At 39.5% G+C, this 13,319-nt stretch carries 9 protein-coding genes; 4 read left to right on the top strand and 5 right to left on the bottom strand.

The genetic code is table 11. The features are described from left to right. Positions 1 to 104: 104 nt before the first annotated feature. Complete coding sequence (gene recQ, locus H6G68_RS14845; protein ID WP_190907333.1) at positions 105 to 2,270, top strand: DNA helicase RecQ; 2,166 nt, start codon at positions 105 to 107, stop codon at positions 2,268 to 2,270. Between the two features lie 190 nt (positions 2,271 to 2,460). On the opposite strand, the gene H6G68_RS14840 is transcribed toward recQ, so the two are convergent. The 3 genes from H6G68_RS14840 to H6G68_RS14830 all read right to left on the bottom strand — a co-directional run bounded on the left by H6G68_RS14840 (position 2,461) and on the right by H6G68_RS14830 (position 8,502). Next, positions 2,461 to 3,594, bottom strand: coding sequence for an SAM-dependent methyltransferase (locus tag H6G68_RS14840; RefSeq protein WP_190907332.1), 1,134 nt, complete (start codon positions 3,592 to 3,594; stop codon positions 2,461 to 2,463). 132 nt (positions 3,595 to 3,726) lie between these two features. Continuing rightward, positions 3,727 to 6,639: a two-partner secretion domain-containing protein gene (locus H6G68_RS14835; RefSeq protein WP_190907331.1), complete on the bottom strand. Its 2,913-nt coding sequence runs from the start codon at positions 6,637 to 6,639 to the stop codon at positions 3,727 to 3,729. Positions 6,640 to 6,753: 114 nt separating this feature from the next. Then, positions 6,754 to 8,502: a ShlB/FhaC/HecB family hemolysin secretion/activation protein gene (locus H6G68_RS14830; RefSeq protein ID WP_242045274.1), complete on the bottom strand. Its 1,749-nt coding sequence runs from the start codon at positions 8,500 to 8,502 to the stop codon at positions 6,754 to 6,756. Positions 8,503 to 8,882: 380 nt separating this feature from the next. On the opposite strand from H6G68_RS14830, the gene H6G68_RS14825 reads away from it, so the two are divergent. Together H6G68_RS14825 and H6G68_RS14820 are read left to right on the top strand one after the other, a co-directional pair. Next, complete coding sequence (locus H6G68_RS14825) at positions 8,883 to 9,824, top strand: LysR family transcriptional regulator (RefSeq protein WP_190907330.1); 942 nt, start codon at positions 8,883 to 8,885, stop codon at positions 9,822 to 9,824. A 61-nt stretch (positions 9,825 to 9,885) separates the two neighbouring features. Further along, positions 9,886 to 10,584, top strand: coding sequence for a glutathione S-transferase N-terminal domain-containing protein (locus tag H6G68_RS14820; protein ID WP_190907329.1), 699 nt, complete (start codon positions 9,886 to 9,888; stop codon positions 10,582 to 10,584). Between the two features lie 19 nt (positions 10,585 to 10,603). On the opposite strand, the gene H6G68_RS14815 is transcribed toward H6G68_RS14820, so the two are convergent. Then, entirely contained in the window at positions 10,604 to 10,996 is a 393-nt protein-coding gene (locus H6G68_RS14815) for a carboxymuconolactone decarboxylase family protein (RefSeq protein WP_190907328.1), read from the bottom strand. Positions 10,997 to 11,088: 92 nt separating this feature from the next. Beyond that, entirely contained in the window at positions 11,089 to 12,129 is a 1,041-nt protein-coding gene (locus tag H6G68_RS14810) for a threonine aldolase family protein (RefSeq protein WP_190907327.1), read from the bottom strand. A gap of 144 nt (positions 12,130 to 12,273) precedes the next feature. Between H6G68_RS14810 and H6G68_RS14805 the strand changes: the two genes are divergently transcribed. After that, on the top strand, positions 12,274 to 13,314 hold the full coding sequence (locus tag H6G68_RS14805) for an anthranilate phosphoribosyltransferase family protein (protein WP_190907326.1): 1,041 nt from the start codon (positions 12,274 to 12,276) through the stop codon (positions 13,312 to 13,314). Positions 13,315 to 13,319 lie beyond the last annotated feature (5 nt).

Genomic DNA, 13,319 nt, shown 5'->3' with positions numbered 1-13,319 from the left:
ACCTACCTTCTTTTCCTTCTTACCTATTCCCTATTCCCTATTCCCTATTCCCTACTGTATTTTCATAACTACCCATACAGGCATCACCCGCATAGCTATTTACCATGCTTCAGTATCCCAATCTCGAAAAAGCCTTAAAATATCACTTTGGTTATGATCAATTTCGCCCCGGACAAAGGCAAATTATTGAAGATGCACTGCACAATCGGGATTTAATGGTAGTGATGCCGACTGGTGGGGGTAAGTCTTTGTGCTTTCAATTACCTGCACTCCTGAAACCAGGTTTAACTGTGGTGGTGTCACCGTTGATAGCTTTAATGCAAGACCAAGTGGAAGCACTGCGAAATAATAACATTTCTGCCACATTTCTCAATAGTAGTCTCAACGCCTATAAAGTTCGCTCTCGTGAAGAAGCGATCATGAATGGTAAAGTTAAATTACTCTATGTCGCCCCAGAACGTCTGATTAGTGAGAGATTTTTGCCGCTTTTAGATGTAGTTAAAGAAAAAATCGGAATTTCTACATTTGCTATTGATGAAGCCCATTGTGTTTCTGAATGGGGACATGATTTTCGCCCAGAATATCGTCAATTAAGATTACTAAGAAAACGTTATCCTGATGTGCCTACAGTTGCTCTGACTGCTACCGCTACAGATAGAGTCCGGGCTGATATTATTGAACAATTAGGATTAAAACAACCAAGTATTCATATTGCCAGTTTTAATCGTCAAAATCTTTATTATGAAGTTCGTTCTAAAAGTAAACGTGCTTACGCTGAATTATTAGAAATAGTCAGAGAAAATGAAGGTTCAGGAATTATCTATTGTTTAACGCGCAAAAAAGTTGATGAATTAACTTTTAAATTACAAAATGATAAGGTTTCAGCCTTGCCTTATCATGCTGGATTAAGTGATGATGAAAGGTCAAAAAATCAAACTCGATTTATTCGGGATGATGTGCGGGTAATGGTGGCAACAATTGCTTTTGGGATGGGAATTAATAAACCTGATGTGCGGTTTGTAGTTCATTTTGATTTACCCCGTAATTTAGAAAGTTATTATCAAGAATCAGGTAGGGCTGGTAGAGATGATGAACCTTCTAGATGTACGTTGTTTTTCAATTATGGTGATATTAAAACTATTGAATGGAGTATTAATCAAAAAACAGATCCGCAAGAACAGTTAATAGCTAAACAGCAACTACGACAAGTAATTGATTATGCAGAAGGAACAGATTGTAGACGCACAATTCAATTAGGATATTTTGGGGAAAGATTTCCTGGGAATTGCGGGAATTGTGATAATTGTCGTTATCCCAAACCTATGCAAGATTGGACAATTGAAGCCATGAAGTTTTTATCTTGTGTAGCACGGTGTAAAGAAAGATTCGGGATGTTACACATTATAGATGTTTTGCGGGGTGCGAAAAACCAAAAAATTGCCCTAAACGGACATGATCAACTGTCTACTTACGGGATTGGTAAAGATAAAACTGTAGATGAGTGGCGAATGTTAGGGCGATCGCTTTTACATCAAGGTATTTTAGAACAAACCCCCGATGGTTACTCGGTTTTGAAGCTTAACGCCCTGAGTTGGGAAGTAATGCGAAAACAGCGTCCAGTCTCCATTGCGGTTCCTGTAGCGCAGAAAATTACCTTCGATGAGGGAAATATCAAAGCCGCAGAGGTAGAAATTCTGATGCACAGATTGCGATCGCTTCGTAAACAAATCGCTGATGAACAATCTGTGCCACCTTATATGATATTTCAGGATTCCACCCTGAAATTAATGGCACAAATCAAACCGAAAACTTTAGATGAACTTGGTAAACTTGATGGCGTAGTTAGTTACAAATTAGCCCAATATGGCGATAAGTTTTTAGCAGAAATTCAAGCCTATCGTCAAGAACAAGGTTTACAGCCATCAACAGCTAATCAAGTTAATTACACACCAGTTAATAACTTTCCTTCTGATACAGAATTAACAACACTCCAATTATATCAGCAGGGTTTTAGTATTGAAGAAATTGCCCAAAAACGCAATATTCGCCCCACAACAATTATCCGTCATTTAGCAGATTTAATCGAGAAAAATCAACCTGTAGATTTAAGTCAGTTAGTAACTTTAGAACATCAACAGAAAATTTGGCAAGTTTTAGAAGTTCTCGGTGATATTGCGCTGACTCCTATTCGAGATTATTTAGGTGAAAGCTACAGTTTTGACGAAATTCGCCTAGTTAGAGGCAAGTGGAGACGAGAAAAACTCAAGTAATATAGCAGGTGATAGGGGACAGGTGACAGGTGACAGTCTGAAGAGTCTTTTGGTGTCTAGGTTTTATAATCAGTTGGTGTCCTAACCGCCCTGTCCGTTGCTATAACTATCTGGTTTTAGTCAAGTAGCTAGTTATTTGCGATTGTCGATTAAATCAATGTCAATTTCTTTTACTATTTTGACAATTTGATTAAGCATGAACCATTAAATATTGTCCATTACCATTGTATTCACCGTCGCAACTTGCAAAATTAGCAACAAACCAAATCAAATAAAAGCGCCAGATTCGGCGAAATTTGGCATAGTCAATACCGTAGTCTAAATCTTTGACTATCGCCTGAGAATCATCAAAGTTTTTCAGCCAACTAGCAAAAGTTTTGGAGTAATTAGAGCCATTAAGATACCATCGATCAATAGTTTTTAGGTCTTTATTGTGGCTGGGAATTGCATCGTATTTCCAGTAACGCCCATGAGGAAAAATGTATTTGTGGGTAAAAACGCTAGATATATTATTGGGAGTGCGGACTGTGATAATGTGAATAAAAACCCGACCGTTATCCTTGAGAAAAGATGCCAGCTTTTGGAAAGCCTTTGTTAAATTACCTACATGACAAAAAACACCGATTGAGAGAATTTTGTCAAATTTTGTCTCAAATTCGGCATCGTTCAAATCTCCTTCATAGAGAGTAAAACGACCAGAACTAAGGTAACTTTCAGGATCTTGCATTTTCTGGCGCATATACTCACATTGCTGGTGACTCAAGTTAATTCCTGTAAACTTGACATTGGGGAATTTGGCAAGAATATAATTTGCTACGCAGCCCCAACCACAGCCAAAATCTAAAATATTATCACCATCTTTAATCTCTAGTTTTTCAATCACATCATCAAGCATTTGCATTTGTGATTGTTCGAGATTGGCTGCTCCTTTTTCCCACAATCCCATACTGTATTTAGGATAAATGAGTTTTCCATCACCTAACATGGGATTCAGCATAGCTTGAGGCAAATCATACTGAATCTTCATTAAATCCCGCGAACCTTCGGCGGTATGCTCCGTTTCTGTTAATACCCATTCGTAGGGTGCAAGGAGGGATGGAAAATACTTAAAAAAGACGGGCATACAACTATCAAAAAGCGATCGCAACACAGAATCTGGTACTTCTAATCCGTTGATGTAAGACTCTGCTACTGCCATTTGTACAGTATTAACTGTACTAACTGCGAGGCGAGTTGCTCGGTAGGCAATTTGACTTTTGGTATGCACATCTCCCACTATGGGAATATGTTTTTCAATGTTTTGTAAAATTGTTGATGAACTCATCTTTATATTGGGTTTTAAAGATGCCGCTATTCTATATCAATAAAACCAAGTGGAAATAACATTAAAAAATAGATATTCCCTTAGATAGATCGTAGGAGAAAAACAGGAATAATAAGTATATTTATTTCTTTACTATGGCGTACAACTAGATAAAGGTCGCCAAGAACGTTGAGAAAACTGACCTGTAGGTTCATAAGCCAAAAGCGTTACTTCCCCCTTTTCATTCATCACCCAACCTCTGGCCGGGACTGGTAATGGGTAATTGGTGATTGGTAATTGGGAAAATTCTTGACCTCTGCCCCCTACCCCCTGCTCCCTGCTCCCTTCCACCCAAGCAAACTGCTGATAATTACCGCTCAGAGCATCATTAGGACTCGGTGGCACTCCCCCTCTTCCAGTGATAGAAAACTCGCTCCCTGCGCCTCTTGTACAGGGATTAGCTGCAATTAAAGTATTAGGGTCAACGACATTTTGCGGTATTTCCACCAACCCTTGGGCGGGATTCACCCCAGAAGTGCTAAAGGTGACAGTCCCTTGTAAAGAAGGCCCTGATACTTGGGAAATGGCGGCGATGTCACTGGTAGTCAGTAGTGATGTGGGACTTACCTGTAAAGCTGCAAATTGGGCATCTGTCAGCCCTAAACGGTCTCTGACTTGTTCTCGGCTAACGGCTGTAAAACCAAATATATTCGGTACATTAACCGTAACTTTACCACCTTGGGCTGTACGAGCATTGGCTGTAATGTCGCTATTTTCTTGGGGAAATGCTAAAAGAATGTCGCTGTTGATATTGATGTTACCACCGTCAGAACTACCGGCATCAGTTGTAATTGTGCTGGACTCACGTAACTGTAATTCTTTGGCTGTAATATTAATGTTTCCCCCACCGCCCGCGTCCGTACTACCATTAATGCTACCTTTGTTACTTAGGGTAATGGCATCGCTAATAATATTAATACTTCCAGCCGTCCCTGTTCCTAAAGCCTGAACATTGATTGTGGACTCATTTTGGACAAGTAATTGCTGAACATTCAGATTTAATGAACCTGCATTTGCTGTTGCGTTGGGATTAGTTAAATCACCGACAATTCCCACAGAAGCTTGGATTCTACTATTTAATCCATCTGACTTTTGACTTCCCAAAAGCTCTACCTGCCCAGCATCAATGGTAATATTTCCGGCATCACCTGTACCTAAAGAACCTGCTGAAATTATTCCCCCATTCCGCAGAGTTAGCACTGGTGTAGAAAGGTAGATATCGCCTCCTCTACTGTTAGAGTAAGTATCTGTACTGAGGAAACTAATACTTCGACCCCCATTAGCTAAAACCCCAGATACACCATCTAATTCTACCGATTCAGTTGCCCTAATTGTTAAATTACCCCCAGATCCACCGATTGGATTGAGTAAGATGTTACCAATAGCTGCGCCACTAGTTAAGGTAATTCCCGCACCCTCAGAAGCAAATAATCTTTTAGTATCAATAGTTATATCACCGGCTTTGCCAGTTGAACCAAAAGCAGTTGTACCGATAAGAGTTTGTGTCACACTACCAGCAGGAGTGCGTAATACTTCTACTGATTCAGAGGCTTGAATATTGATATTTCCTGATGCACCTTCACCGCGAGTTAAGCTGGCAAGAGTAGAACCATCACGCACTATCAATCGTTCTGAGGTAATAGAAATGTCTCCTCCTGTGCCAGTGCTTTCCCGAAAAGTACCGCTGTTAATGGCAGAACTGACTAATTCTACGACTTTGGCACGGATATTTAGTTTTCCCCCATTTGGAGAGCTATAAGTTCCAACCCCTATGGCTACTCCATTTTCCAAGAATAGATTTCCGGTTTCAATTGTCAAGTCTCTGGTAATCCCTGTACTAAAGCTACTACTAGTCAAAACAATTGGTAAGTCAAAAGGGTTTACTGTTCCACTAATCAGATATGTAGCTATCAAGTTTTGCAGACTAGGAAACCCCACACCACTGAGTTCTACAGCGTCTGTAGTGCGGATATTTAAAGCTCCTCCTGTACCCGCACCAAAGGTTGAGGTAGATATTTTTGCTCCTTCCTGAGCGCGGAGTTTTTGAGCATTGATATTTATGCCTTTCCCATCTATATTTCCTAAAGTTAAGGCGAAAATGCGGGAACTATTGAGGAGAATATTGCCACCTTTAATATCTACTTTTCCACCACCAATACCGCTAGTATTAATAAGTGAGTTGTCGGTTATTTCAATATTGCCAAAGTTTTGAATATTATCATAATTTAAAGTCAGATTTTGTGGAGTTAGCGTAAAATTTACTAAACCAGTACTAGCCACACTACCCAAAATAATTTGTCCATTATTAGCAGTTAAATTACCATTATCAAGTTGAATATTCCCCCCAATTAAACCTAATGTTTGACCATTGTCTACTGCTAAACCAAGATTATTGGATATGGGGATAGGTTGGGATACTTGAGGTAAATTTAATGTTCCTACAGCTTGGGATTGATTGATAATTGTGCCAGGATTTTCTCTAAATCTCAACCCCAGAGGAATATTGACAGTTAATAGAGGTGCTTGAGGATTATTACTGCTAAATTCAAAGCCGTTATTAAATACCACACTATCGGCTGTAGAAGCAAAAAAAGAACCACGCAAATCTAATTGGGCATTTTTGCCAAAAACAATTCCTTGGGGGTTTAATAAAAATAGATTGGCATTTCCTAAAACTCCTAACGTTCCAAAAATGTTGCTAGGATTACTACCTGTGACGCGGCTAAAGATGTTTGTGATATTATTAGGATTAGTAAAATAAACTCCTCTACCTTCACCAACATTGAATTCTTGGAAACTATGAAACAGATTAGAACCACGAATTGCTCCACCTTCAATTCGGTCAGATGGTAAATTATTGATAGTATCAGTAACAGTTTGGGAATTTTCCGAGCCGAGGGTATTATCTGGAATAATTTGCGCTAAGGCTGGTAAGTTAATAAGTAAATAGATGGGAAGTAGTCTCACGCAGAGACGAAGAGGCGCAAAGGAAAATTTTTTAGTCATTTTTTAAAGTTATTTGTTATCAAAATACTTCTCTCAAACTGTCTTCACAAGATTAAACTCTTGAATTCTCTCTGTGTCTCTGCGCCTCTGCGTGAAAAAAAGTATTTTCATGATTTAAAAAAGAAAATAATTAATAGTAAAATAAACACCTTGATCTTGTAAAGTTTTATTATTTGCTTTCACATCAATTAAGGGGATACCATAATCTAAACGGGTATTTAAGCGATCGCTCATTTGCCAGATTAACCCTAAACCTGTACCTAATAAACTATTAGATTGGGAATTTGCTTTTTCTCCAGAATAGTTCCACCCAATTCCAAAATCAATAAAAGGAGCAATTTGAAAAACACTTTTTATTTCTGGTACGCGCACAATGGGGATGCGTAATTCGGCAGATGTAATGACACCGCTATCTGTTAATATTAAATCTTGACGATAACCTCGGACGCTCTTAGCACCACCAATTCCTATCTGTTCTAGGGATAATAATGAATCTGAGGATACCTGAATATCGGAACGCAGAATTAACAAGGTTTCTGGTGCTAATAACCGCACATATTGCCCTTGTCCCCGCCACGCCAAAAAGCGACTATCTGGTGCATTATTATTTACTGTAGCACCGAAAATATCTGTACCGAGGGAAAATTGCGATCGCGCTGCTAAAACTTGACGAGGACTCCGTTGCACATATTCTTGAAAAAACCGCAACGCGGAAACGCTGGTTTCTCCCTGATTATTAGCCCCTGGAGACAGAGGAAATCTTTCATTTAACAGTGAGGTTTGGCTTTCCTGTCGGGAAAAAGTCAGCCCTAAAGCTAATTCTTGATTTGGCTTTTGGACTATGGGTTGACGATATGTGAGTTGGTATGTACGTGATTTTCCTTCAATATCCAGACGATTAAATGGCTGTTCAATCACGTTAGTATTAGTTATACCTGCTGCAAATTCAATTGTGCCATTGCGGGCATTGATGGGTAAAGTATAACTACCATCAAAGGCATTACTCCCGTCACTGTTGGTGTAAGATACCTCTAATCCATCACCCAAACCCAGTAAGTTACTTTGATTAATCTTAATCCCCCGTCGAAAACTACCCACGCTGGGAGAACGATTGTTATCAGTAAATATTTCCCCACTGAAGGTATCTGCTTCTTTAACTCGCACTTGTAAACGACTTTGTTGGGGACGGCTCCCTGGTTGGAGTTCGGCAGATATATTAGTAATTAGGGGGTCTAGTTGCAGTATTTGTAAGGCTTCTAGTAATCGGTTGCGGTTGAGGGGTTTTTTGGTGGCGATTTCTAAACGCGATCGCACATAATTAGCATGGAGGCGACGATTACCAATGATATTAATTTCTGTTAGTTCCCCTTCGATAATCTGAATTTTTACCACTCCTCCGGTTCTGGGAAAGGTTTGATTAGCGGAAATTACCGCACCAGAATTAATGTATCCGGCTTCGATATATTTTTGCGTTACCGCTGTCTCTACTGCTATGAGTTCAGCAAAGGTAATTTCTCTAGCTGTAAAGGGCTTGCTGACTTCCGCAAGTTGGCGATCGCTAAAAGCAGTATTTCCCTCAAATTCAAAGCCTTCTACGCGAATTGTCCCTGGAATTTGGGGCGATATTTCCCCCGGTTGCAGAGTGGGTGGATTTGTTTCTAAAGGAGTAGGTTGAGATTGTTCTGGCTTGACAGGGGTTAATTCTGGTTTTTGAGGAATAATAGGGTTAGGTAGTTGAGCGATATTATTTGTCACTGCCAATTTTTTTAAATTAGCAGCATGGCTAATAACCGTCTTTGTTGCGCTTTTAGCTGGTTTTTCTAGTAACGTGACCAGGGATACCACCGTAACCCAAAATAGCATTTTTACTCCATAGATCATATTTAGACACTTTGCGGAATTCAAAATAGACCCTCCGAGGGGTACAAAATTCAAGAAGAAAACTCTTAAGTAGGTAGGCAGAATAAAACTAAACTGTGTAAAGAAAAGTAAACAAGGCTAAAACCCTTTTTCCCCCTGCTCCCTGCCCCCTGCCCCCTGCCTTATCCCAACGACAATTTTTAACGCCAACCTACTTACCAATCACCAATTACCCATCACCCATCAATTCAGTATTAACAAGTATTTATGCTAATGCAATTATGTAAATTAATACTGAACAGCTAATTAAATTAAATTCAAATTATACAGATAAACCCGTTAAATTAGTGAAAGTAATAAATTTATACTCAGGCTAAATCAAAATGCGTCTAGAGCAGTTGCAAGCCTTTTTGGCGATCGCTCAAACTGGTAGCTTTCAACAAGCTGCAACAAAATGTGGTGTTACTCAATCCACTATCAGTAGGCAAATTCAGGGATTAGAAGCAGACTTAGGAATAGAACTATTTCATCGCAGTACCCATGCCAAATTAACGTTAGGGGGTGAACGTTTACTTCCCCGTGTCCGCAAAATTTGCCAAGAATGGGAATCTGCTACACAAGAGTTAACGGATTTAATGGGGGGAAAGCAACCAGAACTATGTATTGCAGCGATTCATTCTGTCTGTGCTTCTTACTTACCGCCAGTGTTACAAAAGTTTTGTCATGATTATCCAGAAGTACAATTGAGGGTAACATCATTAGGAAGCGATCGCTCTCTCAAAGTCCTCAAAGATGGTTTAGTCGATTTAGCAATTGTCATGCACAATCGCTTTTTAATCTCTGGCAAAGAAATGGCGGTAGAAGTGCTATATGATGAACCTATAGAAGTCTTAACCGCAGCAAATCATCCCCTAGCTGGCTATGAATCTATCCCTTGGTTGGAGTTAATTCGTTATCCCCAAGTAGTATTTAAAGATGGTTATGGAATGCAACGTCTAATTCAAGATCGATTTGAACAGATGGAAGCTAAACTTCAAGCAGCTTTGGAAGTAAATACTTTAGATGCTTTTCGGGGAGTAGTTCGTCAAGGAGAACTGATTGCATTACTTCCCCATTCAGCATTAATAGAAGCCAGATATGATCCTACTCTTGCAGTTCGTCCCCTAGCCAATAATAGTAATTTAGCTGATAATTCGAGTTTAACTCGTCGCGTAGTCATGGTAACAACTCAAGACCGTCTTCAGATTCCCCCCATTCAACACTTTTGGCAACTCGTCAAGGATAATATTCATTTACAACTTAACCAACAACGTTCTGTTTCTTAATTTGGAATTTGGGGAAAATTCCTCATTAACCTGACTGCTGTATCTACTAGGAAATACATCTATGATTGACCTTTACTATTGGACTACCCCCAACGGCCATAAAATTACAATATTTCTGGAGGAAGTTGGACTTCCCTATAACGTCATTCCTATTAATATTGGTGCAGGAGATCAGTTTAAACCGGAGTTTCTGAAGATTTCCCCCAATAATCGCATTCCTGCAATTATTGATCACCAACCTAGTGATGGTGGTGAACCTATTTCTATTTTTGAGTCTGGAGCAATTCTAGAGTATTTGGCACAAAAAACTGGAAAGTTAATGCCAACAGATATTCGCGGTCGTGTAGAGGTTCTGCAATGGCTATTTTGGCAGATGGGGGGATTGGGGCCAATGGCTGGGCAAAACCATCATTTTAGCCAATATGCCCCGGAAAAAATTGATTACGCCATTAATCGCTATGTCAATGAAACAGGACGATTATATGCTGTTTTAAATAAACGATTGAGCGATCGCGAATTCATTGCTGGGGATTATTCCATTGCTGATATTGCCAGCTATCCCTGGATTGTACCTTACGAACGACAAAGTCAAAAGCTGGAAGATTTTCCTCACATACAACGCTGGTTTGAAGCAATTAAAGCCCGTCCAGCAACTATTCGAGCTTATGAAAAAGCCGAGGCTTTCAAAAATCAGCAAATCAGCCCCGAACAATCACGAGATTTGTTATTTAATCAATCTGCTAATAGTGTGAAGCTGTAATCAGATTTTATCAAAAATTCTACCTCTTGAATTGCTCGTCAACAGGAATCTGATAGCCATTAGCAAGCCTATTTGTCATATTCGCTGCTCCTGTAATTGCCATCAGTTCACCAAATACTTGATCACTCATACCTTTAGCACGGGCTGCTGCGGTGTGTGAGCTAATACAATATTCACAGCCATTTGTAACGCTGACAGCAATGTAAATTAATTCTCTCACTAATGGATCTATTTCACCAGGACTCGCCATCACTTCTTTAAGTGTTTCCCAGGTGCGCCGCAAAGTGGGGGGATGATTAGCTAAGGCTTTCCAAAAGTTGTTGATATAGTCAGTTTGACGAGTAATGCGGATATCATCATAAACTGCGCGTACTTCGTCGCTGGCATCTTCATATTCGATGAGGTTGGTCATAATGTTAAGTAAGTGAAAATCAGCGAATCTTAAATATTTCCCAAGGAAGAAATATAAAACTATTTTACAGTATTGTGTAAAATATTAATATCCTAAACAATTGCTTGCTTAATATCTTGGATGAATTCATCAATTCTGGCATGGGTTGTATTCCAAGAACACATTAATCTCACACCTCCAACACCAAGAAAACTGTAAAATAGCCAATTTTTCGCTCGTAAGCTGGTAACTACTCTTTCTGGCAAATTTGCATAAACAGCATTAACTTCTCTAGGGAACATGATTTCAATCCCTGCTATTTTTAACAATTCATTCTCTAAATATTCAGCACATTGATTAGCATGACGGGCATTTTTTAACCAAGCACCTGTTTCTAATAAACCCAGCCAAGGAGCCGAAATAAATCGCATTTTTGAAGCAAGTTGCCCAGCTTGTTTGCAGCGATAGGCAAAATCTTCTGCTAATTCTTTATTAAAAAAAATGACTGCTTCCCCTAATGCCATGCCATTTTTTGAGCCGCAAAAACACAAAACATCTATGCCACTTTTCCAAGTAATTTCCGCAGGGCTTTTATTCATGGAAACTACTGCATTCGCAAAGCGTGCGCCATCCATGTGAATTTTTAAATCATGTTTTTCTGCCAATGCTTTAATAGCAGCCAGTTCATCTAGAGAATATAAAGTCCCTAATTCTGTTGCTTGAGTTAGGCTAATGACTTTACGTTTAGGATAGTGAATATCGGTTCGCTTACCTAATAATAAAGCTTCTATTGATGCTGTTGTTAATTTGCCATTTTCGCCTGGAGCAAGGAGAAGTTTAGAACCATTAGAAATAAATTCTGGCGCTCCACATTCGCTAGTTTCAATATGTGCATTTTCATGACAGATGATACTATGATAAGACTGACATAAAGCTGCTAATGATAACGAATTTGCAGCAGTGCCATTAAAGACAAAAAAGACTTCGCAATCTATTTCAAATAACTCTCGAAACTTATCTGAGGCTTTTTGAGTCCATTGATCATTGCCATAGGCAGGTGCGCTACCTTGGTTTGCTTGCAGTGTGTATTCCCATGCTTCTGGACAAATTCCAGAGTAGTTATCACTGGCAAACTGTTCTAAATTAAAATTCATTATGTTGTGTGTGATTTACAATTTTTTAGTAAATATCCTATTTTAACGAAATTATTAACAAGAATTCAAGAACCCATTTTTGGAGTCAGGAATCGTCCTAGATTACCTTAGCTGAGAAACTTAATCACTAATGAGAATTGATCAATGAGTAATATATTTAGAGAATTTATCCAAAAAGTAGGTAGTGGAAGTCATACATCCGAGAATTTAACTCGTGCTGAAGCGGCTACTGCGACAAAGATGATGTTATTAGGTGAAGCGACACCAGCCCAAATCGGCGCATTTTTGATTGCTCACCGTATCAAACGTCCCACAGGTGAAGAGTTAGCGGGGATGTTGGATGCTTACTATGAACTCGGACCTAAGTTGCAACCAATAGCACAACCTGTGATCGTTTTAGGTATACCCTATGATGGCAGAACTCGCACCGCGCCAATTAATATTATTACGGCTTTATTATTGGCTGCTGTGGGACAACCGGTAATTATGCATGGAGGAAACCGCTTACCAACAAAATATGGTTTACCTTTAATAGAGATTTGGCAAGGTTTAGGAGTAGATTGGACTGGTTTACCACTGGAACAAACCCAGCAAGTTTTTGAGAAAACAGGAATTGGCTTTGTTTACACACCAAAGCATTTCCCTTTAAATCAAACTTTATGGGAATACCGCGATCAACTTGGTAAACGTCCACCATTAGCGACAATGGAGTTAATTTGGTGTCCCTATGCTGGGGATGCTCACATCATTGCTGGCTTTGTTCACCCACCCACAGAAGCGATGTTTCAAGTGGCTTTGGGGTTAAGAGGGGTAACAAAATTTACCTTTGTCAAGGGATTAGAAGGCAGTTGTGACTTACCGCGCGATCGCACAGCAATCATTGGATTATCTTCACCAACAACATCCCCAGAATTAGAACGGCTACACCTTGTACCTCGTGAATACGGTTTTACTACCAAAAATGTTCCCCTTACCACTACAGAAGAATTAATCAAGGATATGCAATCAGTTTTGGCTGGTCAAGTAAGTGAACTCATGCAAACAGCCTTATGGAATGGTGGTTTTTATCTATGGCGCAGTGGCTTTTCTCCAGATGTACAAGCTGGGATAGCCAAAGCCACAGAATTATTTAGCAGTGGAGCAGTAGCTGCTAAACTTCAAGAACTGAAGATTGAATTCAGGTAACTGGA

Origin of the sequence: Anabaena catenula FACHB-362, from assembly GCF_014698735.1 — a bacterium.
GTDB classification, from domain to species: Bacteria; Cyanobacteriota; Cyanobacteriia; order Cyanobacteriales; family Nostocaceae; genus Anabaena; species Anabaena variabilis_A.
The sequence above is the reverse complement of the archived record's forward strand: the minus strand, read 5'-3'. Positions and strand labels throughout refer to the sequence as shown.

Coding starts and splice junctions, on each gene's coding strand:
- H6G68_RS14825 (WP_190907330.1), top strand. CDS start 8,883: ATGCGTCTAGAGCAGTTGCAAGCCTTTTTGGCGATCGCTCAAACTGGT.
- H6G68_RS14835 (WP_190907331.1), bottom strand. CDS start 6,639: ATGACTAAAAAATTTTCCTTTGCGCCTCTTCGTCTCTGCGTGAGACTA.
- H6G68_RS14810 (WP_190907327.1), bottom strand. CDS start 12,129: ATGAATTTTAATTTAGAACAGTTTGCCAGTGATAACTACTCTGGAATT.
- H6G68_RS14805 (WP_190907326.1), top strand. CDS start 12,274: ATGAGTAATATATTTAGAGAATTTATCCAAAAAGTAGGTAGTGGAAGT.
- recQ (WP_190907333.1), top strand. CDS start 105: ATGCTTCAGTATCCCAATCTCGAAAAAGCCTTAAAATATCACTTTGGT.
- H6G68_RS14830 (WP_242045274.1), bottom strand. CDS start 8,502: ATGCTATTTTGGGTTACGGTGGTATCCCTGGTCACGTTACTAGAAAAA.
- H6G68_RS14815 (WP_190907328.1), bottom strand. CDS start 10,996: ATGACCAACCTCATCGAATATGAAGATGCCAGCGACGAAGTACGCGCA.
- H6G68_RS14820 (WP_190907329.1), top strand. CDS start 9,886: ATGATTGACCTTTACTATTGGACTACCCCCAACGGCCATAAAATTACA.
- H6G68_RS14840 (WP_190907332.1), bottom strand. CDS start 3,594: ATGAGTTCATCAACAATTTTACAAAACATTGAAAAACATATTCCCATA.